Below are 21,487 nucleotides of genomic sequence, written 5' to 3' on the forward strand. Positions count from 1 at the left end.
CAAGCCCGCTCCCACATTTGATCTGCGGCGAACACAATATCAGTGTCTGACACGATCTACTGTGGGAGCGGGCTTGCTCGCGAAGAGGCCTTGAGCCCCAACGACAATGCTGATCTCTTAAACCGCATCCCGCGGCAACATCAGTCCCAACGGCAACCGCACCCGCGCTTCCAATCCACCACCGGACCGGTTACGCAGCTCAACATTCCCGCCATGCATCGAAGCAATCCGCTTCACGATCGCCAAGCCCAACCCGGTCCCCTTCCCGCCCCGAGCTCGGTCACCCCGAGTAAACGGGTTGAAAATAGCCTCCAGCTCCGACGGATCAATCCCCGCCCCACGGTCCATGACACTCAGCACCACATACGGCGCGCTGGTATCCCCGGATACATAAGCCGCCACCTCAACCCCACTGCCAGCGTGATGCAGCGCGTTGCCAATCAGGTTGTTCAGCAGACGCTTCATCGACACCCGACGCAATGGAAACGGCTGAATCGGCTCCAGGCGCAGGCGCACTTTCTCTTCATTCTGGTTGTATGGCGCCGCGACTTCGCGCACCAGATCGCTCAGGTCCACCTCTTCCACCGACTCGTCACGACCATCGCGTATGAACGCCAGGAACTGGTCGAGAATCGCGTCCATGTCTTCGATATCGCGGACCATGTCGTCGGTCAGGTCGCTGTGGTCGCCCATCAGTTCCAAAGACAACCGCAAACGGGTCAACGGTGTGCGCAGGTCGTGGGACACCCCGGCCAGCATCAACTCGCGCTCACGTCCCGCCTGTTCGACGTCTTCCGCCATCTGGTTGAAGGCGCGGTAAACCTCGGTCATTTCACTCGGCGTGTCGCTGATCGGCAGGCGCACACTGCGGCCCTGCCCGAGTTGCCTCGCGGCATAGACCAGACGTTTCAATGGTTGATTGAGCTGGCTGACGAAGATCCACGCTGAAGCGGTGGACAGCAGACCGATAGCGAGGAACCAGCCAAGCACGTTCCAGATTTTCTGGCCACGCAACGGATGCGGGTAAAGCGGCACTTTCAGCCAGCCATCACCCAGGCTTGGCGCCCGCACCCACAGGGCCGGCGGCGAGTGCATACGCAATCGGACTTCGGTGTCGGCACCCAGCTCCGCCTGCATCTGCCGCTGATAGATCTCGCTGTAAGGCCAGTGTTGCTCACCTTCCGGCACGCCAGCGCCCACTACCCGGATAAGGGTCGCGGCATCGGCAATCTTCGTGCGGTTTTCTTCATCGGCCGCCCAATAAGCGCGCAGCGTCAGGGCGACGCCGTGGCTGTATTGGCGGTCCACCAGCACGTCTTCGTTCATCAACAGATAGACCAGGGTCAGCGCCTTGGAGAACAGCACGACGATCAGCACCAGCCAAAGGGTGCGGGAGAAGAAGCTCTGGGGGAACCAAACGGGGGTTTTCATGGATAACCGCTACACACTTGCAGGAGCGAGCGATGCTCGCATATTGCGGATCGCGAGTCTGCGAGCAAGGTCATCTGACCCGTTGCCCGCAAGACCCGCTCCTACAAATCACCGATCACTTGGTGGCGGCGCCATCCGGAACGAACACGTAACCCACGCCCCAGACTGTCTGGATGTAACGCGGCTTGGACGGATCGGGCTCGATCATCCGGCGCAGACGGGAAATCTGCACGTCGATGGAACGCTCCAGGGCATCCCACTCGCGGCCACGGGCCAGGTTCATCAGTTTGTCGCGAGTCAGCGGCTGACGGGCGTTCATGACCAACGCCTTGAGCACCGCAAACTCACCGGTGGTGAGCATGTGCACTTCATCACCGCGTTTGAGCTCGCGGGTGGCCAGGGACAGTTCGTAGTCACCGAAGGTCACACTTTCGTCTTCGCTGCCCGGAGCGCCCGGCACTGGAGCCGACTGACGACGCAGGACCGCTTTGACACGCGCCATCAGCTCGTCCGGGTTGAACGGCTTGGCCAGGTAATCGTCGGCGCCCAGTTCGAGGCCCTTGATGCGGCTCAGCTCATCGCCCTTGGCGGTCAGCATGATGATTGGGATCTGGTTGTTCGCGGTGCGCAGGCGGCGGCAAGCGGTCAAGCCATCTTCGCCGGGCAGCATCAGGTCGAGGACGACCAGGTTGAACACTTCACGCGCCAGCAGGCGATCCATTTGTTCCGTGTTCGGTACGGCGCGGGCGCGGTAGCCCTTGCTGACGAAAAACCGTTCCAGCAGGCTGCTCAGCCCTGGATCGTCGTCAACAATAAGAATTTTTTCGCCTTCAGCAATGTTTGCAGTGCTGCTCATTAGATGCTCCTTTGATCTCGGCGCGCATTATGGCGTAGCTGCCGTTATACGCACCGTGTGCATTGTTAGCAGATTTTTCCTTGATCGCCAGAAATCCGGGCTTTATGCCTACAGCCTGCGATGCCCCCGAATGACAGAACGCTGGTTATAATGCCCGGCCTTTTGTGTCAGGCAACGTCTGATCATTACTGTAGGTGGCCGTTTTTTATTTTCATGGCGCCGGCAGTAATTGTTCGATTTCACGGGTCAACGGGATACCTGTTGATCCAGGTAGCGGCGCAGGCCAGGCCGCTCAACCAGACTCGCCGAGCCCTTATCTCTGCGCCTGCGAGCCTGCTTTCACAATTTGTCAGGTGGTTTTATGGACAGCATCAACAGCCGCATCGCCGAGGAACTCGGCGTCCGCCCACAACAGGTCGAAGCGGCCGTCGCGCTACTCGATGAAGGCTCCACGGTGCCCTTCATCGCCCGCTACCGGAAAGAAGTGACCGGCAGCCTCGATGACATCCAGTTGCGTCATCTGGAAGAGCGTCTGCGCTACCTGCGAGAACTCGACGAACGGCGTATCAGCATCCTTGCCAGCATCCAGGAGCAAGGCAAGCTGACCCCGCAACTTGAACGCGACATTAAGCTCGCCGACACCAAAACCCGCCTCGAAGACTTGTACCTGCCGTACAAGCAGAAGCGCCGCACCAAGGGCCAAATCGCCCTGGAAGCCGGCCTCGGCGAGCTGGCCGACGGCCTGTTCAACGACCCGACCCTGACGCCAGACGCTGAAGCCGCGCGCTTCATCGATGCCGAAAAAGGCGTCGCCGATGTGAAGGCGGCCCTCGAAGGCGCCAAGTACATCCTGATGGAACGCTTCGCCGAAGACGCCGGCCTGCTGGACAAGCTGCGCAGCTACCTCAAGCAGGAAGCGACGCTGAGTGCCCGCGTGATCGCCGGCAAGGAAGAGGAAGGCTCCAAGTTCCGCGACTACTTCGAACACGACGAACCGCTGAAAAGCATGCCGTCGCACCGCGCGCTGGCGATTTTCCGGGGCCGCAACGAAGGCATTCTGAGTTCGGCGCTGAAAGTCGGCGACGAACTGCCGGGCGCCATGCACCCGTGCGAAGGCATGATCGGCCAGCAATTCGGCATCCAGAACCAGAACCGCGCCGCCGACAAATGGCTGGGCGAAGTGGTGCGCTGGACCTGGAAGGTCAAGCTCTACACCCACCTCGAAACCGACCTGCTGGGCGAACTGCGCGATGGCGCGGAAACCGAAGCGATCAACGTGTTCGCTCACAACCTGCACGACTTGCTGCTGTCGGCGCCGGCTGGCCCGCGTGCCACATTGGGCCTCGATCCGGGCCTGCGCACCGGTTGCAAGGTGGCCGTGGTCGATTCCACCGGCAAGCTGCTGGATCACGCCACGGTTTACCCGCACGTGCCGCACAACAAATGGGACCAGACCATCGCGATTCTGGCTGCCCTGTGCGCCAAGCATGCAGTGGACCTGATCGCCATCGGTAACGGCACCGCCAGCCGCGAAACCGACAAGCTGGCCGCTGAACTGATCAAAAAATACCCAGCCATGAAGATGACCAAAGTCATGGTCTCCGAGGCCGGCGCATCGGTTTACTCGGCGTCGGAACTGGCTTCCAAGGAATTCCCGGACCTCGACGTGTCGATCCGTGGCGCGGTGTCGATTGCCCGTCGCCTGCAGGATCCACTGGCCGAGCTGGTGAAAATCGACCCGAAATCCATCGGCGTCGGCCAGTACCAGCACGACGTGTCGCAGCTGAAGCTGGCACGCGGCCTGGACGCTGTGGTCGAAGACTGCGTGAACGCCGTGGGCGTGGACGTGAACACCGCCTCCGTGGCGCTGCTGGCCCGCATCTCCGGCCTCAACGCGACCCTGGCGCAAAACATCGTCAGCCACCGCGACGAGCACGGCGCGTTCAAAACCCGTGCGGCGTTGAAGAAAGTCGCTCGTCTGGGCGAGAAAACCTTCGAACAGGCCGCTGGCTTCCTGCGCGTCATGAACGGCGACAACCCGCTGGATTCGTCTGCGGTTCACCCGGAAGCCTATCCGCTGGTCCAGCGCATCGCCGCTGAGACCGACCGCGACATTCGCTCGCTGATCGGCGACGCCAGCTTCCTCAAGCGTCTTGATCCGAAAAAGTACACCGACGAAACCTTCGGTCTGCCAACGGTCACCGACATCCTGCAAGAGCTGGAAAAACCTGGCCGCGATCCACGTCCCGAATTCAAGACCGCCGAGTTCCAGGAAGGCGTCGAAGACCTCAAGGACCTGCAGCTGGGCATGATCCTCGAAGGCGTGGTAACCAACGTGACCAACTTCGGTGCGTTCGTCGATATCGGCGTGCATCAGGACGGTTTGGTGCACATCTCTGCGCTTTCGGAGAAGTTCATCAAGGATCCGCGTGAAGCGGTGAAGGCCGGTGACGTGGTGAAAGTGAAGGTCATGGAAGTCGACATCCCGCGCAAACGCGTGGGCCTGTCGATGCGCATGAGCGACACCCCGGGCGAGAAAATCGACGGTGCCCGTGGTGCACGTCCGGGTTCGGCACCACGCCAGTCCCAGAACACCGCGCCGCGTAAAGAAACCACGGCGGCGGCTCCGGCCAACAACGCCATGGCTTCGCTGTTCGCCAACGCCAAGCAGTTGAAGAAACGCTGATGGACATCCCGGCCGGGCTGACCGAAAGCGCTTTTTTCAAGTTGCTGGGGTGTCGCTTGCACAGTCTGGAGGCCGGGGTGGCGCAAGTCGCCCTCGGGCTTGCACCAGAACTGCGCAATCGGGGCGGCAAGCTGCACGGCGGGGCCTTGTTCAGTCTGGTGGACATTGCCATGGGGCTGGCCTGTTCCAGCACCCATGGTTTTGACCAGCAGAGCGCGACCATCGAATGCAAGATCAATTACATTCGCGCCGTCGCAGACGGTGAAGTGATGTGCACGGCGCGGGTGATCCACCCGGGCCGCCGCACGCTGGTGGTCGAAGCCGACGTGATGCAAGGCGACAAACTCGTCGCAAAAGCACAAGGCACGTTCGCTGTCCTGTAGCTAGTGATCATCAATTTGAGTTAATTTCGGCGCTATGACCGCAGCGTCGGAGTTTCCTGTGGGAGCGGGCTTGCTCGCGAAGGCGGTGTGCCAGTCGACTTAAGTGCTGACTGACACACCGCCTTCGCGAGCAAGCCCGCTCCCACAGGGATTGTGGCGATCCAAAACCAGGCGACAACGCCAGTTTCAACTTCACCCTTGTAGACCGTCTTGCCCACCCCCATATTGGGGCGACTGACGCGTGAAGGAATCCAACTTGAGCGAACTTCTCAACCGCCGCCTGGCTCTGCTCGGCGAGCGCGCTAACCTCTCTCTGCTCGAACAGTGCCTTCACGGCATCGAACGTGAATGCCTGCGCGTGACCGGCGAAGGTCGCCTGGCGCAAACGCCGCACCCGGAAGAATTGGGTTCCGCGCTGACCAACGAACAAATCACCACCGACTATTCCGAGTCGCTGCTGGAGTTCATCACGCCCGCTCTGCCCGATCCGGCGGATACGCTGGCGAGCCTGGACAAGATCCACCGTTTTGCCTACAGCAAGCTCGGCAACGAGTACCTGTGGAGTCCATCGATGCCGTGCCCGTTGCCGGCCGAGGAAGACATTCCGATCGCCTATTACGGCTCCTCCAACATCGGTCAGCTCAAGTACGTCTACCGCAAGGGCCTGGCCCTGCGCTATGGCAAGACCATGCAGTGCATCGCCGGGATTCACTACAACTTTTCCCTGCCGGAAAAGCTCTGGCCGCTGCTTAAAGAGGCTGAAGGCTTTGTCGGCACCGACCGCGACTATCAGTCGTCGGCCTATATCGCGCTGATCCGCAACTTCCGTCGCTACAGCTGGCTGCTGATGTACCTGTTCGGTGCTTCGCCAGCGCTGGACGCCGGTTTCCTGCGCGGTCGTTCGCACCAGTTGGAACAACTGGACCCGGACACTTTGTATCTGCCGTACGCCACCAGCCTGCGCATGAGTGACCTGGGTTACCAGAGCAACGCCCAGGCTGGCCTGACGCCGTGCTACAACGATCTGGCCAGCTACACCGACAGCCTGCGCAAAGCGGTCGCCACGCCTTACGCGCCGTACGTCGAAATCGGCACGCATCAGGACGGTGAGTGGGTTCAGCTCAACACCAACATCCTGCAGATCGAAAACGAGTACTACTCCAACATCCGCCCGAAACGCGTGACCTACACCGGCGAACGGCCGATTCAGGCGCTGGTGGCCCGTGGCATTCAGTACGTTGAAGTGCGTTGTCTGGACATCAACCCGTTCCTGCCGATGGGCATCGACCTGCCGGAGTCGCGGTTCCTCGACGCATTCCTGTTGTATTGCGCGCTGAACGACAGCCCGCTGCTGACCAATACCTCGTGCGGCAACGCGACCTCGAACTTCCTCAGCGTGGTCAAGGAAGGTCGTCGTCCGGGCCTGCAACTGCAACGCGACGGTCATCCGGTGGACCTGAAAGAGTGGGCCAGCGAGTTGCTGGAGAAGATTGCACCGCTGGCGGCGATGCTGGATCAGAGTCATGGCGGCGATGCGCATAGCAAGGCATTGGATGCGCAGCTGGCCAAGGTCAAGGATCCATCGCTGACGCCATCGGCCCAGGTGCTGGCGGCGATGGCTGAGCACAAGGAGAGCTTTGCTCAGTTCTCCCTGCGTCAGAGCCAGGCACATGCGGAGTTTTTCCGCAGCGAGCCGCTTTCAAGCGAAGACCAGGCGAAATTTGAAGACCGGGCGCGTTCGTCGCTGGCCGAGCAGGTCGAGCTGGAGCAGAACGAAGTCGGCGATTTCGATGTGTTTGTCGGGTCGTATCAGGCGAGCATTTTGGCCATCAGCAACTAAGCGGCGCCTGTTAAAAGATCGCAGCCTTCGGCAGCTCCTACGGGACGGTGCCAGGGTTGCGATTTTTTTTGCCCGTATCACGCAATTTCGAATTCGCACGCTACCTTTGTAGGAGCTGCCGAAGGCTGCGATCTTTTGATCCTTTAGAATTTTCCGCTCATAAGCTCATTCGAAAAAGTTATTTATTTTCGGATTCTTATATCATTTAGTCTCCTTTTCACGCCGACTCTCGGTCGCCTGACAAGGAGCTTCTCAATGAAACTGACTTTCCCCCTTCGCCTGCTGGCGGCCGCGTCTCTGGCTGCGGTGAGTTTCTTTGCCCAGGCGGCTGATGTCACCGTCGCCTACCAGACCACCGTAGACCCGGCAAAAGTCGCCCAGGCCGACGGCGCGTACGAAAAAGCCACCAACGCCAAGATCGACTGGCGCAAATTCGACAACGGCGCCGACATCATCGCCGCCATCGCTTCCGGCGACGTGCAGATCGGTTACCTCGGTTCCAGCCCTCTGACGGCGGCAATCACTCGCAAAGTCCCGGTAGAAACGTTCCTCATCGCCACGCAGATCGGCGCTGCTGAAGCCCTGGTGGCTCGCGACGGTTCCGGGATCAAAACCCCACAAGACCTGATCGGCAAGAAAATCGCCGTGCCGTTCGTTTCCACTGGCCACTACAGCCTGCTGGCCGCGCTGAAGCACTGGAACATCGACCCGTCGAAAGTCACTGTCCTCAACCTTGCCCCGCCAGCCATCGTTGCCGCGTGGAAACGCGGTGATATCGACGCCACTTACGTGTGGGACCCAGCCCTCGGTGTCGCCAAGGAAAACGGCAAAGTGCTGATCACCTCCGGTGAACTGGCCAAGTTCGGCGCACCGACCTTTGATGCGTGGATCGTGCGTAAAGACTTCGCCGAGAAGCACCCGGAAATCGTCACCGCGTTCGCCAAAGTGACCCTCGATGCCTACGCCGATTACCGCAAAGACCCAAAAGCCTGGCTCGCCAACCAATCCAATGTCGACAAGCTGGTGAAACTCTCCGGCGCCAAGGCCAGCGACATTCCATTGCTGCTGCAAGGCAACGTCTTCCCGCTGGCGGCTGATCAGGTGATCACCCTCGGCGCACCGACCACCAAGGCCATCACCGACACCGCCACGTTCCTGAAAGAACAAGGCAAGGTTGAAGCCGTGCTGCCGGACTACGCCCCCTACGTCAGCGCCAAATACATCACCAACTGATCGGAGTTAACCGCGATGGCTTTGCTTCAGCTGGAGCGCATCAGCGCACAGTACCCCGGCGCCGCCGAACCGGTACTGGCGGATATTTCCCTGAGCCTGGGGCCCCAGCAATTGCTGGTCGCCCTCGGTCCGTCCGGCAGTGGCAAGACCTCGCTGTTGAACCTGATTGCCGGTTTCGTCGAGCCCAGCGCCGGGCGCATCACCCTTGATGGCGTGCCGGTCAAAGGCCCGAGCGCCGAGCGCGGCGTGGTGTTCCAGGACGATGCCTTGCTGCCCTGGCAGGACGTGCTGGCCAACGTCGGTTTCGGCCTGGAACTGGCCGGCATTGCGCGGGAAAAACGTGAACTGCGCGCTCGGGAAATGCTCGCCTTGGTGGACCTTTCCGGTTTCGAAAACCGCCGAATCTGGCAACTCTCGGGCGGCCAGAAGCAACGAGTCGGTCTGGCCCGCGCCCTTGCTGCGGATCCGCGCGTTTTGCTGATGGACGAACCCTTCGGCGCCCTCGACGCCTTCACCCGCGAACAGATGCAGGAGTTGCTGCTGCAAGTCTGGCAGCGCACCGCCAAACCGGTATTTCTGATTACCCACGACATCGAAGAAGCGGTGTTTCTCGCCACGGACCTGATTCTGCTGGCGCCAAACCCTGGGCAAATCGTCGAACGCCTGAGCCTGGATTTCGGTCAGCGTTACGCCGCCGGGGAGTCCGCTCGATCGATCAAGTCCGACCCGCGCTTTATCGAAACCCGCGAACACGTGCTCGCCAAAGTGTTCTCCCAACGCAGCGCCGCCCAGCGGCAGGAGACCGTATGAGCAGCTATGAGATTCCGGCCGTCACGGTCAAACCGCACTCGACGGTGATTCCTGTACATCGCAGCCTCAGTACTCGCTGGATCAGTCTGCTGACACTCGTCGCACTCGTGGTTATCTGGTGGGCCGTCACCGCCACAGGAATGATCGAACCGCTGTTCCTGCCGCCACCCTCCGCGGTGCTGCAAAAAGGCTGGCTGCTGGTGACCACCGGCTACATGGATTCAACGTTGTGGCAGCACCTGGGCGCGAGTCTCAGCCGAATCGGTCTGGGCCTTGGCTTCGCCGTGCTGACCGCCGTGCCGGTCGGCATTGCCATCGGCCACAACCATATTGCTCGCGGCATTCTCGATCCGCTGATCGAGTTCTACCGCCCTATCCCACCGCTGGCTTATCTGCCGCTGATCGTGATCTGGTGCGGCATCGGTGAGCTGTCGAAAGTCTTGCTGATCTACCTGGCGATCTTCGCCCCGATCGCCATCGCTACCGCGACCGGCGTGCGCACGGTTGACCCGGCCAAATTGCGCGCGGCGCAGTCGTTGGGCGCGACCCGGGCGCAGTTGATTCGCCATGTGATTCTGCCGAGTGCGCTGCCGGACATTTTGACCGGTGTGCGGATTGGCCTGGGTGTGGGTTGGTCGACGCTGGTTGCCGCCGAATTGATCGCCGCCACCAGTGGTTTGGGGTTCATGGTGCAGTCGGCCGCGCAATTCCTGGTCACCGATGTGGTGGTGTTGGGGATTCTGGTGATCGCGCTGATCGCCTTCGCCATGGAAATGGGCTTGCGCGCCTTGCAACGCAAACTGGTGCCGTGGCATGGCCTGGCTCACTGAATAACCCTCGGCGCCCCGGATTGAAGAGAAAGACCATGAGCAACCTGACCATCGTCCCCTTAAGCTACGCCCTCGGCGCGCACATCATCGGCGTCGACATCAGCCAGCCGCTGAATCTGGAACAGCGCGATGCCATCGAGCAGGCACTGCTCAAGCATCAAGTATTGTTCTTCCGCGATCAGCCGATCACACCGCAGCAGCAGGCACGTTTCGCCGCCAATTTCGGCGACCTGCACATTCACCCGATCTACCCGAATGTGCCCGAACAACCCGAAGTACTGATCCTCGACACCGCCGTCACCGACGTGCGCGACAACGCGATTTGGCACACCGACGTAACCTTCCTGCCGACCCCGGCCCTGGGCGCGGTGCTCAGCGCCAAGTTGTTGCCGGAGTTTGGTGGCGACACGCTGTGGGCCAGCGGTATCGCGGCGTATGAAGCGCTGTCCGCGCCGATGAAGTCCTTGCTTGAAGGGCTGACCGCCACCCACGATTTCACTCGTTCGTTCCCGCTGGAGCGCTACGGCAACACACCCGAAGCATTGGCTCAGTGGGAAGAAGCGCGCAGGAAAAACCCACCGCTGTCACACCCGGTGATTCGCACTCATCCGGTGAGCGGACGCCGGTCGTTGTTCGTCAATGAAGGCTTCACGTCGAAGATCAATGAGCTGTCGGAAACCGAAAGCGAGGTGATTCTGAAGTTTCTGTTTGCCCACGCGACACGGCCAGAATTTACCATTCGCTGGCGTTGGCAGAAGGACGACGTGGCGTTTTGGGATAACCGCGTGACACAGCATTACGCCGTGGATGATTACCGGCCCGCGCGGCGGGTGATGCAGCGGGCGACGGTGTTGGGGGATGTACCGTTCTTCCGGTGAACCCTGAAGTTCTTTATTGGCTTTGATGGCCTCTTCGCGAGCAAGCCCGCTCCCACATTTGATCTCTTTAGTTCACAAATTCTGTGTCCACTGGAATCTAATGTGGGAGCGGCGGTGCGGCGATCCGACTTGCTCGCGAAGGTAATCTGACAGGCGCCAAAGGTTCTGGCGCCGAACACTTATTCAGCCGTCGAAGGCTTCTCCCAAAGATTGACCCCACCCTCCTGGGCAAACCGGTCAATTTCCGCCAATTCCTCCGAGCTAAAGCTCAAATTCTTCAACGCGCCGACGTTCTCGATAATCTGCTCCGGCCGGCTCGCACCGATCAGCGCCGACGTCACGCGCGGATCGCGTAACGTCCACGCCAAAGCCAACTGCGCCAGGCTCTGACCGCGACGCTTGGCGATCTCATTCAGCGCACGCACATGAGCGATGTTGGCTTCGGACAGGTGCGCCGCCTGCAACGAACCACCGCCCGGACGATTGACCCGCGCGTCCGCCGGCACACCGTTGAGGTACTTGTCAGTCAACAACCCCTGAGCCAGCGGCGTGAACGCAATCACGCCCGTACCGAGTTCCTCCGTGGTATCCAGCAGGTCTTTTTCCACCCAGCGATTAAGCAGGTTGTAAGCCGGTTGGTGAATCAGCAACGGGACTTTCCACTCTTTCAGCAGCGCAGCCATTTCACGGGTTTTAACACCCGAGTAGGAGGAGATGCCGATATACAACGCCTTGCCCTGTTGCACGGCGGTGGCCAGTGCGCTGGCGGTTTCTTCCAGCGGTGTGTCCGGGTCGAAGCGGTGGGAGTAGAAGATGTCCACGTAGTCCAGGCCCAGGCGCTGCAGGCTCTGATCAAGACTGGCCAGCACGTATTTGCGCGATCCGCCGCCCTGACCATAAGGGCCGGCCCACATGTCCCAACCGGCCTTGCTGGAGATAATCAACTCGTCGCGATACTGCTTGAAGTCTTCGCGCAATAAACGACCGAAATTGATCTCGGCGCTGCCATACGGCGGGCCGTAGTTGTTGGCCAGGTCGAAATGATTGATGCCGAGATCAAACGCGGTACGCAGCAATGAACGCTGGGTGTCGATCGGCGTGCTGTCGCCGAAGTTGTGCCACAGGCCCAGAGACAGTGCCGGCAGCACCAGACCGCTGCGACCCACGCGGCGGTAAGGGATGGAGTCGTAGCGGTTTTCGGCAGCGGTGTAGGTCATCGAATCCTCTCTTGTCTGTCTTGAAGTTGGTATCGACTGCTTCGCAAGTTGCCCAGCATACGCCCAGACAAACGCCGATAAACCTCGGACTCGAGAAAATGCTGAAACGTTTCACAACATTTAGGCCGACAACTCACGCAGGGCAGCGGCAGCCAAAAAGCCAGACCTTGAGCTGTACCGCTGATCCCGCCTGACTGTTTGATCGATACGCTCAAGCAACTGCTCAGGCAGTGTGGCATTGAAGCGCACCGACTTGCCGAAGTAAGGCGTGATATCAAATTCGACCACCCCCCACACGCCGCCCGCGTAATCAGGGTTATCAAGATGAGCGTCGATCTCATGCACCTGCGGCAGTGGATCGCCATCGGCCACCAAGCCTTCGTAGTGCAACGACAACGCTTCCTTCACGTTTTCAAATGCCTGCGCCACAGTACCGCCTGCGGAGAAGCAACCCGGCACGTCCGGGATAATTACTCCGTATTCTGAGTCGGCATCCTTGTGCAGAACGACCGGGAATTTCATTTCGGTAAGTCCTTCCTGTGATGTGGCCCGCTCGGGGCTTTCGTATCCGGTGTCGGGGCTCATTTCAGACCCGCCTGTTTCAATATGCTGTTGATCGTTCCTTTTGGAAGATCCGAGTCCGGGTGCTTTATCGTCACCCTGCCTGGCTTGCACGGATGCTTGTACTGATGATGGCTGCCTTTCACGGCCACCAGATACCAACCATCCTCCTCGATCATCCTGATCATTTCCCGACTTCGCATCACCTTCGTCCTTGTGGGCAGCACCTGCTGCGTACACTACGCGACGAAGCTTCATGCCAATACACACCGTACACACTCTGATAAATATTAGCCTATCGTGCAAAGGTCTGATTTCCCTATAGACCAGCGGCTACTGTGCCCCCGCAAACACTTCCCCCAGCCAATCCACAAACACCCGAACCCGTGGCGACATGTGTCGGTTGTGCGGATACAACACCGAAACCGGCATCGGCGGTGGCGGCGTATCGATCAGGACTTCCTGCACCAAGCCCTGGGAAATCTGCGTTTCCATTCGGTAATGCGGGCACTGGATCAGGCCCAGCCCGGCAATTGCCGACGCCGCATAAATTTCCGCGCCGAATACTGAAAGCGCGCCATCGATAGCCACTTCCTTCAGTTCGCCATCCACCATGAATTCGAAGGGAAATAACTTGGCAGTCGTGCGCGAGACATAGTTCACGGCACGATGATGTTTCAGGTCGTCGAGGCTCTTCGGTTCGCCGTATTTGCGCAGGTACGCGGGGCTGGCGCAGGTGATTTGGCGCAGGTTGGCGACGCGGCGGCCGATCAGTGCGGAGTCGCCCAAGGTGCCGGCGCGCAGCACGCAGTCGACGCCTTCAGCGATCAGGTCGACAAAGCGGTCGGCCTCGCTGATGGACAGTTCGATGTCCGGGTAGCGCGCCATGAACTGCGGCAATGCCGGGATAACGAAGTGCTTGGCCAGCGTGCCATGCAAATCCACGCGCAACCGGCCCTTCGGTGCGACGCTACGGAATGCCAGTTCGGCTTCTTCCAGTTCCGCCAGCAGCTGCACGCAACGCAGGTAGTACGCCTCGCCATCCAGCGTGGGCCGCACCTTGCGGGTGCTTCGCTCCAGTAAACGCGTACCGAGCCAGGCTTCGAACTGATTCAGCGTGTGGGTCAGCGTCGCCCGCGGCAGGTTCAGGTCATCGGCAGCCAGCGTGAAGCTGCTGCGCTCGTAGATCCGCACGAAAACCTTCATCGCTTTGACTTGATCCACGCGGGTCTCCTGGCGGTCGATTGTTGGCGATTCTTGAACAGTCAAGGCAACTCTCGTGCATTTATCCGCCTGAGTAAACATGTGAATCTGGCTTCACCCCAAGCCATTAACTTCAAAGGAATCACCGCCATGACTACTCAAACTTCGAAAGTTGCCATCGTGACCGGCGCCTCCCGCGGCATCGGCGCGGTGATCGCCAAACAACTGGCCAAACAAGGTTTCGCCGTCGCCATCAACTACGCCAGCAGTGCCACCGAAGCTTCAAAACTGGTGGTCGAATTGCGTCAGGCCGGCCACCAGGCCATAGCGATCAAGGCGGATGTCGCGAACGCCGACGACGTACGCCGGATGTTCGACGAGACCGAAACGCAACTGGGCAAAGTCGATGTGCTGGTGAACAACGCCGGTATCCTCAAAGTCCTGCCGTTGGCGCAACACACGGATGAGCTGTTCGACCAGACCTTCAACATTCACGCTCGCGGCACGTTCAACACCCTGCGTGAAGCCGCCACTCGCCTGAACGCCGGCGGGCGGATCATCAACTTCTCCAGCAGCACCGTCGGCATGAACCTGCCGGGCTATGCGGTGTACATCGCCAGCAAAGCGGCGGTGGAATCCCTGACCCAGGTGTTCGCCAAGGAAATGCGCGGTCGTAATATCACCGTCAACGCCGTGGCCCCCGGTCCGGTGGCTACAGACCTGTTCCTGCACGGCAAGAGCGAAGAGCAGATCCAGACCTTCGCCAAGATGGCCCCGCTGGAACGTCTGGCTCAGCCAGAAGACATTTCCCGCGTTGTGTCTTTCCTGGTCGGGCCGGATTCAGGTTGGGTCAACGGGCAAATCCTGCGCGTCAACGGCGGGCTGATTTAACTATGCTCACTTGACACCGCAGCGCCCCTATCGCGAGCAGGCTCGCTCCCACAGGATTGCGACGACCTGGTGGGAGCGAGCCTGCTCGCGAAGGCGGCCCCAAAAGCAACACACATTCGAAGGGCGGAACACATCATGCACACCACGATCATCATCACCTTCGGCCTGATTCTCCTGGCGCTGATGCTGTTCATCGGCGAGAAAATCGGCTTCAGTCGCCAAACCCTGGCCTTCAGCTTTGTCGTGCTGTGGCTGGCGCTGACGTTGATCAACGGCGCGGTCGGCATGGTCAATGCCGGCCAGCCGTTCAGCACGGAACTGGTGGTCGGCAGCGCCGTGTTCGGTGTACCGGTGGCGGCGCTGGTGTTGTTCATGGTGTTGACCACCGAGACGTGAGTGCTCGATCAACGCACCAAATGCAAGAACTGCAGGTGCCGTTCGTACTGATCGAGGATGTCGTTGATGATCTGCTCCTTGGTGTAACCCACCAGATCGTAATCCTGACTGCCCTCGCTCAAATGCACCTCGGCCCGGTAATAACGACGGTTATTGAGTTCCTTGGAACCCATGCCGCCACGGGCGAAGGACGGCGTGAAGTAGCCGCGCATCTGCACCTGATAGATGAACGGATGCTCCTCGCCATGACCGATTTCCAGGCTGACGTTGTCGTTGGTCGGGTCCGGTTGAGTGACCACCTTCAAACCCTTCTCGACGAACACCGCCGAGACTTCTTCAATCGCCGGGCGCACGGTCGTATCGAGGAAGCGATAGACCTCATCCCGTGACGGGAAATGCACGGCCTGACTCAAACGTTGACGCCAGCCGCCACGCCGCGATCCGGATACCGGTGCCAGCGAATGCAGTTGCGCGATCTGCTTCTGCGACTCCAGGTAGAACGCCTTGTGCAGCCCCCACATCATCAACAGCAAGATCATCGAGAACGGCAACGAGGTCAGCACCACCGCTGACTTCAGCGCATCGATGCTGCCGGAAAACAGCAGCGCACTGGTCACCAGCGCGGTCATTGCGCCCCAGAACACTCGCAGCCATTTCGGCCCGTCTTCATCGGGATTGCCGCCCTTGGCAGACAGTGTCGACAGCACCACGGTGCCGGAATCGGCAGATGTCACGAAGAACACGAAGCTGATAAACACCGTGACCGCGATGACGGTTTTGCTCCACGGATAGGTTTCCAGCAGCAGGTAAAGGGTCATCGATGGGTTATCGATGGCGGACATACCGAGCGCGCTCATGCCATGGTTGAGGACTTGATCGATGGCGCTGTTGCCGAAGATCGACATCCACGCGAGGGTGAAGCCGAGCGGAATCAACAGCACGCCGAAGACGAATTCGCGGATGGTCCGGCCACGGGAAATCCGTGCGATGAACAGGCCCACGAACGGCGACCATGCGATCCACCAGGCCCAATAGAACACCGTCCAGCCGCCCAGCCAGTCACTGGGTTTGTCGTAGGCATAGAGGTCGAAACTCTTCATCGGCAAGGCGCCGAGGTAGTCGCCGATGTTCTGGATCAGGGTGTTGAGCAGGTGCTGAGTCGGGCCGGCGAACAACACAAACAGCAACAGCGCGCAGGCCAGCAGCATGTTGATGTCGGACATCACGCGCACGCCTTTATCGACGCCGGACACCGCGACGATGATCGCCGCGCCCATCATCAGCGTGATCAGGCCGACCTGAATCCACTGGGTGTGAGCGATGCCAAACAGGTAGTCCAGACCCGAGTTGAGGTGCAACACGCCAAAGCCCATGTCGGCACCGAGGCCGAACACCGTGGCGATGATGCCAAAGCCGTCCACCGCGTAACCGATGGGGCCGTTGATGCGCTTGCCAATCAGCGGATAGAGCGCCGAACGCAGGGCCAGCGGAAGGTTATGGCGATAAGCGAAGTAGGCCAGCGCCATGCCGACGAAGGCAAACACGCCCCAGCCGTGCAGGCCCCAGTGCAGAAATAGAATCTGCATCGCCTGACGCGCCGCATCCGCCGTGCCCGCTTCGCCTTGCGGCGGTTGCGCCAAATGGGTCAGCGGTTCGGACACGCAAAAGAAAAACAGCGTGATGCTGATCCCGGCGGCGAACAGCATGCCGGCCCAGGACAGGTAACTGAATTCGGGTTCGTCGTGGTCGGCACCGAGCTTGATCTTGCCGTAGCCGGACAAGGCGGTGACCACCACGAAGACCAGATACAGGGTCATCGCGAGCATGTAGTACCAGCCGACCGTGTTGGCCGCCCAGTTTTGCGCTTCCAGAAGCCAGGCGCCGGCCTGTTCAGGCATGGCGATGACGATGATGCCGAACAGCAAAATGAACGTCGCCGAGAAGTAAAACACCGGCGGATTCATGCGGACCTGACCGCTGGCGGGGGTGGGCGATGCACTCATGAAAGGTGCACCTCAAGGGGGTGAAACAGGGCAATCAATAACGGACTCGGCAAAGGCAAGCCTCCTGTTGTGAGCGGGCAGCAAACCGGCGGTTTAACTTGAATGAGCGTTCAAGTTAAACATGAATAGGGGGCTAAGGACTAATCGCAAGGCTCGGCGGCACTGTTCGTACGCTAGCTCAAGGATGGGTATGACGCGGGGTTTGGGGGATTCGTTCAGTGAGAAATTAGCGGAATGCCAACATCTTGGTTCGCCTTGAAACCAATCGCGAGCAGGCTCACTCCTACAGTGGATTTGTGTCAGTCCACACCATTGTGAACACCATAAAAACCCTGTGGGAGCGAGCCTGCTCGCGATGAGGCCGGATCAGTCAGTCGAGACTCCGGATCTACTTCTGCGTCCCGTCATCATGCTGCAGATTCGCCTGAGTCAGGTTGCTCCCCGCCGGCACGCTGCGGGTCAGCCAGACATTGCCGCCAATGGTCGAGCCCTTGCCGATGGTGATCCGCCCCAGAATCGTCGCACCGGCATAGATCACCACGTCATCCTCGACAATCGGATGTCGCGGTTGCCCCTTCTGCAACTGACCGTCTTCATCCGCCGGGAAGCGCTTGGCGCCCAACGTCACGGCCTGATAAATCCGCACACGCTCGCCGATGATGGCGGTCTCGCCGATCACCACACCCGTCCCGTGATCGATGAAGAAGCTGCGGCCAATCTGCGCCCCAGGGTGAATGTCGATGCCAGTGGCCGAGTGCGCGATTTCCGCGCTGATCCGTGCCAGCAGCGGCAATCCGGCACGGTACAAATGATGGGCCAGGCGATGGTGAATCACCGCCAGAATCCCCGGATAGCACAGCAACACTTCATCGACACTGCGAGCCGCCGGATCGCCGTGATAGGCCGCCAGCACGTCGGTGTCGAGCAGGCTGCGCAGCCCCGGCAATGCGAGGGCGAAGTCCTGAATGATCTGAATAGTCTTGGCCTCGACTTCAGTGTCGGCCTGGGCACTGTGGCGAGCGGCGTAGCGCAATTCGAGTCGCGCCTGAGCCAGCAACGCGTTCAACGCAACGTCCAGCGTGTGGCCGACGTAGAAGTCTTCACTCTCCTCGCGCAAATCCACCGGTCCCAGGCGCATCGGGAACAACGCGCCGCAGAGGGCTTCGAGAATCTCTGCCATGGCCGCTCGGGAAGGCAACTCGCGACCACCCTGTTCGGTGCTGGCGCGACCATTTTGTACGCGCCACTGATCACGCGCCGTGCGCAGTTGGCTGACGATGGTCTGCAGTTGCCAATGACTGGAACGCTCGCTCACGGTAAAAACTCCTCACGGGCGGCCGGACTGTCTGGCCGCGTTAACCGCGATTACTTTACGGCATGGTCTGGAAGCCGAATTAAGAACCGATTGTGCTGTGCTCAGCACTTTTTGGCATAAGGCCGATTGGCAGTTGCCCCGCTAAATAGGCGTGCCTATAGTCCTGTCATCTCCCTCCGCCAGTACGGACCCCATGATCAAACAACAGCTTGCCCGCTTTAACCGCCTCGACCTGCTCGGTCATCCTACCGCCCTGGAAAAACTCGAACGCCTGTCGGCCTGGTTGGGCCGCGATGTGTACGTCAAGCGTGATGATCTGACGCCGCTGGCGATGGGCGGCAACAAGCTGCGCAAGCTCGAATACCTGGCGGCCGATGCACTGGCACAAGGCGCCGACACCTTGATTACCGCTGGGGCGCTTCAGTCCAACCACGTGCGCCAGACTGCCGCCATTGCGGCCAAGCTTGGCCTGGGCTGCGTAGCCTTGCTGGAAAACCCTCTCGGCACCGACGACGCTAACTATGTCGGTAACGGCAATCGGCTGTTGCTGGACCTGTTCGATGCCAAGGTCGAGCTGGTGGAAAACCTCGACAACGCCGACGAACAACTGCAGGCCCTGGCCGATCGCCTACGCAACAACGGCAAGAAGCCGTATCTGGTGCCGATTGGTGGCTCCAATGCGTTGGGTGCTTTGGGTTATGTGCGTGCCGGGCTGGAGTTGGCCGAGCAGATCAAGGACACCGGGCTGACATTCGCGGCCGTGGTTCTGGCTTCGGGCAGTGCCGGGACCCATAGCGGTCTGGCGTTGGCGTTGAGTGAAGCACTGCCGGATTTGCCAGTGATTGGTGTCACGGTTTCTCGCAGCGATGAGGATCAGCGCCCGAAAGTCCAAGGCCTCGCCGAGCGCACTGCCGAGCTGCTGGGCGTGAGCCTGCCAGCGAGTTTCAAGGTCGAGTTGTGGGACGAGTATTTCGGCCCGCGCTACGGCGAGCCGAATGCCGGGACGCTGGCCGCCGTGAAGCTGGTGGCGAGTCAGGAAGGTTTGCTGCTGGACCCGGTTTATACCGGCAAGGCCATGGCGGGATTGCTCGATGGCATCGGCCGCCAGCGCTTCAATGACGGCCCGATCATCTTCCTGCACACCGGCGGGGCGCCGGCGTTGTTTGCCTATAAAGACTTTTTGTAGCCGATCGTTCCCACGCTCTGCGTGGGAATGCAGCCCGTGACGCTCCGCGTCACTGGACGCGGAGCGTCCCTAGAGGCATTCCCACGCAGGAGCGTGGGAACGATCACTTAGCTCAAAAAAGAATAACAAAGTTGATATTTATTATTTTCCTATCTAAAAGCGCCATCATATAGTCACGCCGCAGGCGAATTTGCAGCGAGACGCATACGATGCTTTAGGGCAGGATATTGCAGTCGTTCAAATCCCGAATTTGCCAACATTCCTAAAAGCGTCTTCATAAGAAAACACAGGGGCTTGTCATGAATTTTTCCGCACTACGACGAAATCTGCTGGTAGGTTCGCTGGGCCTGGCGCTGAGCGCCGGTCTGCTGGGGCAAGCGGTTGCCGGTGAGCAGCTGCAAAAAATCAAAGACGCCGGCGTGATCAACGTTGGCCTGGAAGGCACTTACCCACCGTTCAGTTTCGTCGACGCCGACGGCAAACTGGCCGGCTTCGAAGTCGAGTTTTCCGAAGCCCTGGCCAAAGAGCTGGGCGTGAAGGTCAAACTGCAGCCGACCAAATGGGACGGCATCCTCGCAGCGCTGGAATCCAAACGTCTGGACGCTGTGATCAACCAGGTAACGATCTCCGAAGAGCGCAAGAAGAAGTATGACTTCTCCGAGCCGTACACCGTTTCCGGGATTCAGGCGCTGGTGCTGACCAAGAAGGCTGCCGAGCTGAACATCAAGACTGCCGCCGACTTGGGTGGCAAGAAAGTCGGCGTAGGCTTGGGCACCAACTATGAGCAATGGGTGAAAGCCAACGTGCCGACCGCTGACGTGCGCACCTACGAAGATGATCCGAGCAAGTTCGCAGACCTGCGTAACGGCCGCACCGACGCCATTCTGATCGACCGCCTCGCCGCGCTGGAATACGCCAAGAAAGCCAAGGACACTTCCGCCGCTGGTGAAGCGTTCTCCCGTCAGGAAGCCGGCGTTGCCCTGCGCAAAGGCGAGCCTGAGTTGCTGGCAGCAGTGAACAAGGCCATCGACAAGCTGCGTGCCGACGGTACGCTGAAAAAGCTTTCGGAAAAGTACTTCAGCGCTGACGTCACTAAATAATGGAAGAAGCTTTCCAACTCGCGCTGGATTCCGCGCCCTTCCTGCTGAAGGGCGCGTACTACACGGTGATCCTGAGCCTGGGCGGGATGTTCTTCGGCCTGTTGATGGGCTTCGGCCTGGCATTGATGCGCCTGTCGCGCTTCAAACTGGTGAGCTGGATCGCCCGCATCTACGTGTCGTTCTTCCGCGGCACGCCGTTGTTGGTGCAACTGTTCGTGATCTATTACGGCTTGCCGCAATTGGGCATCGAACTTGATCCGCTGCCGGCGGCCCTGATCGGCTTCTCGCTGAACATGGCGGCCTATGCCTGCGAAATCCTCCGCGCCGCGATCAGCTCCATCGAGCGCGGTCAGTGGGAAGCCGCCGCGAGTATCGGCATGACCCGTGCGCAGACCCTGCGCCGGGCCATCCTGCCACAAGCGATGCGCACAGCCCTGCCGCCGCTGGGCAACAGCTTCATTTCGCTGGTCAAGGACACCGCGCTGGCAGCCACCATTCAGGTGCCGGAGCTGTTCCGTCAGGCGCAGCTGATCACCGCTCGCACCTTCGAAATTTTCACCATGTACCTTGCCGCCGCGCTGATCTACTGGATTCTGGCCACGGTGCTGTCGCACTTCCAGAATCAGTTGGAAGCGCGGGTCAATCGGCACGACCAGGAGTCCTGACCC

General features: G+C 60.1%; 20 protein-coding genes. 12 read left to right on the top strand and 8 right to left on the bottom strand.

The window, feature by feature from the left end:
* Positions 1–117: 117 nt before the first annotated feature.
* Together ASC74_RS27110 and ompR are read right to left on the bottom strand one after the other, a co-directional pair.
* A complete protein-coding gene (locus tag ASC74_RS27110) occupies positions 118–1,431 on the bottom strand; it encodes an ATP-binding protein (protein WP_008149285.1) in 1,314 nt (437 codons plus the stop codon).
* A gap of 115 nt (positions 1,432–1,546) precedes the next feature.
* Complete coding sequence (gene ompR, locus ASC74_RS27115; RefSeq protein ID WP_008149284.1) at positions 1,547–2,287, bottom strand: osmolarity response regulator transcription factor OmpR; 741 nt, start codon at positions 2,285–2,287, stop codon at positions 1,547–1,549.
* A gap of 361 nt (positions 2,288–2,648) precedes the next feature.
* Here ompR and ASC74_RS27120 point away from each other — a divergent pair, with 361 nt between their 5' ends.
* From ASC74_RS27120 to tauD, 7 genes are all read left to right on the top strand, one after another.
* A complete protein-coding gene (locus ASC74_RS27120; RefSeq protein WP_056745608.1) occupies positions 2,649–4,973 on the top strand; it encodes a Tex family protein in 2,325 nt (774 codons plus the stop codon).
* Positions 4,973–5,356: a PaaI family thioesterase gene (locus ASC74_RS27125; protein WP_050482828.1), complete on the top strand. Its 384-nt coding sequence runs from the start codon at positions 4,973–4,975 to the stop codon at positions 5,354–5,356. Before ASC74_RS27120 ends, ASC74_RS27125 begins: the two co-directional genes overlap by 1 nt.
* 256 nt (positions 5,357–5,612) lie before the next feature.
* Entirely contained in the window at positions 5,613–7,196 is a 1,584-nt protein-coding gene (gene gshA, locus ASC74_RS27130; protein WP_056745610.1) for a glutamate--cysteine ligase, read from the top strand.
* Positions 7,197–7,451: 255 nt separating this feature from the next.
* On the top strand, positions 7,452–8,429 hold the full coding sequence (tauA, locus tag ASC74_RS27135; protein ID WP_056745612.1) for a taurine ABC transporter substrate-binding protein: 978 nt from the start codon (positions 7,452–7,454) through the stop codon (positions 8,427–8,429).
* A 15-nt stretch (positions 8,430–8,444) separates the two neighbouring features.
* Positions 8,445–9,239 carry a taurine ABC transporter ATP-binding subunit gene (gene tauB / locus ASC74_RS27140; protein ID WP_056745614.1) on the top strand — a complete coding sequence of 265 codons (795 nt, stop codon included), beginning with the start codon at positions 8,445–8,447 and terminating at the stop codon, positions 9,237–9,239.
* The gene (tauC, locus tag ASC74_RS27145) at positions 9,236–10,069 is read left to right on the top strand and encodes a taurine ABC transporter permease TauC (protein ID WP_056745615.1); all 834 of its coding nucleotides are present in this window, start codon (positions 9,236–9,238) and stop codon (positions 10,067–10,069) included. The genes tauB and tauC overlap by 4 nt, the downstream gene beginning before the upstream one ends.
* A 35-nt stretch (positions 10,070–10,104) precedes the next feature.
* Entirely contained in the window at positions 10,105–10,947 is an 843-nt protein-coding gene (tauD, locus tag ASC74_RS27150) for a taurine dioxygenase (RefSeq protein WP_056745618.1), read from the top strand.
* Between the two features lie 179 nt (positions 10,948–11,126).
* Here the strand turns inward: tauD and mgrA are convergent, their stop codons facing one another.
* The 4 genes from mgrA to ASC74_RS27170 form a co-directional block, all read right to left on the bottom strand.
* Complete coding sequence (gene mgrA / locus ASC74_RS27155) at positions 11,127–12,164, bottom strand: L-glyceraldehyde 3-phosphate reductase (protein ID WP_056745620.1); 1,038 nt, start codon at positions 12,162–12,164, stop codon at positions 11,127–11,129.
* Between the two features lie 120 nt (positions 12,165–12,284).
* Positions 12,285–12,749 (bottom strand): type II toxin-antitoxin system HicB family antitoxin, encoded by a 465-nt coding sequence (locus ASC74_RS27160; protein WP_176471520.1) that lies wholly within the window; start codon positions 12,747–12,749, stop codon positions 12,285–12,287.
* Positions 12,746–12,928: a type II toxin-antitoxin system HicA family toxin gene (locus ASC74_RS27165; protein WP_046045491.1), complete on the bottom strand. Its 183-nt coding sequence runs from the start codon at positions 12,926–12,928 to the stop codon at positions 12,746–12,748. The genes ASC74_RS27160 and ASC74_RS27165 overlap by 4 nt, the downstream gene beginning before the upstream one ends.
* Positions 12,929–13,058: 130 nt before the next feature.
* Complete coding sequence (locus ASC74_RS27170; RefSeq protein WP_056745622.1) at positions 13,059–13,949, bottom strand: LysR family transcriptional regulator; 891 nt, start codon at positions 13,947–13,949, stop codon at positions 13,059–13,061.
* 129 nt (positions 13,950–14,078) lie between these two features.
* Between ASC74_RS27170 and ASC74_RS27175 the strand changes: the two genes are divergently transcribed.
* Together ASC74_RS27175 and ASC74_RS27180 are read left to right on the top strand one after the other, a co-directional pair.
* Entirely contained in the window at positions 14,079–14,819 is a 741-nt protein-coding gene (locus tag ASC74_RS27175; protein WP_056745624.1) for an SDR family oxidoreductase, read from the top strand.
* 135 nt (positions 14,820–14,954) lie between these two features.
* Positions 14,955–15,215, top strand: coding sequence for a hypothetical protein (locus ASC74_RS27180; RefSeq protein WP_046045488.1), 261 nt, complete (start codon positions 14,955–14,957; stop codon positions 15,213–15,215).
* Positions 15,216–15,223: 8 nt separating this feature from the next.
* Here the strand turns inward: ASC74_RS27180 and betT are convergent, their stop codons facing one another.
* Together betT and epsC are read right to left on the bottom strand one after the other, a co-directional pair.
* Positions 15,224–17,179 carry a choline transporter BetT gene (gene betT / locus ASC74_RS27185; RefSeq protein ID WP_177338887.1) on the bottom strand — a complete coding sequence of 652 codons (1,956 nt, stop codon included), beginning with the start codon at positions 17,177–17,179 and terminating at the stop codon, positions 15,224–15,226.
* Positions 17,180–17,606: 427 nt separating this feature from the next.
* Positions 17,607–18,533, bottom strand: a complete 927-nt coding sequence (gene epsC, locus ASC74_RS27190) for a serine O-acetyltransferase EpsC (RefSeq protein ID WP_046045486.1) — start codon at positions 18,531–18,533, stop codon at positions 17,607–17,609.
* A 193-nt stretch (positions 18,534–18,726) separates the two neighbouring features.
* Between epsC and ASC74_RS27195 the strand changes: the two genes are divergently transcribed.
* The 3 genes from ASC74_RS27195 (at position 18,727) to tcyL (ending at position 21,484) form a co-directional block, all read left to right on the top strand.
* Entirely contained in the window at positions 18,727–19,719 is a 993-nt protein-coding gene (locus ASC74_RS27195) for a D-cysteine desulfhydrase (protein ID WP_046052254.1), read from the top strand.
* Between the two features lie 299 nt (positions 19,720–20,018).
* Positions 20,019–20,819: a cystine ABC transporter substrate-binding protein gene (tcyJ, locus tag ASC74_RS27200; protein ID WP_056745625.1), complete on the top strand. Its 801-nt coding sequence runs from the start codon at positions 20,019–20,021 to the stop codon at positions 20,817–20,819.
* Positions 20,819–21,484: a cystine ABC transporter permease gene (tcyL, locus tag ASC74_RS27205; protein WP_056745629.1), complete on the top strand. Its 666-nt coding sequence runs from the start codon at positions 20,819–20,821 to the stop codon at positions 21,482–21,484. Before tcyJ ends, tcyL begins: the two co-directional genes overlap by 1 nt.
* Positions 21,485–21,487 lie beyond the last annotated feature (3 nt).

The sequence above is a fragment of the Pseudomonas sp. Root329 genome (genome assembly GCF_001424925.1).
GTDB lineage: Bacteria > Pseudomonadota > Gammaproteobacteria > Pseudomonadales > Pseudomonadaceae > Aquipseudomonas > Aquipseudomonas arabinosi.